This window comes from Arthrobacter sp. Dra40 (genome assembly GCF_059091905.1).
In genome coordinates this window covers 1-281 of the sequence record NZ_JBNHHB010000602.1, presented here as the reverse complement: position 1 = coordinate 281, position 281 = coordinate 1, and the positions used below count along the sequence as shown (strand labels likewise).

At 67.3% G+C, this 281-nt stretch carries 1 protein-coding gene; it reads left to right on the top strand.

The features are described 5' to 3' along the window. Window positions 1-281: IS110 family transposase (locus AC5RWT_RS38190; protein ID WP_494084731.1), on the top strand; the 281-nt coding region annotated here is incomplete at both ends.

Sequence of the window (281 nt, the reverse complement as noted above, 5' to 3'; positions counted from 1 at the left end):
CGGACGCACGGTCCACCACGCTTCCCGAACCTACCGCGGCGACGGGAAAACCGATGCCAAGGACGCTGCCGTCATCGCCGACCAGGCACGCATGCGCCGGGACCTGCAGACGGTGCGGGCAGGGGATGAGATCAGCGTCGATTTGCGGATCCTTACCGCGCGCCGCGCGGACAAGGCGTGCGACCGCAGCCGCGCGATCAATCGGCTCCGGGCCCAGCTGCTGGAATACTTCCCGGCTCTGGAACAAGCCTTTGACTACAGCAGATCCAAGGGCGCGCTGC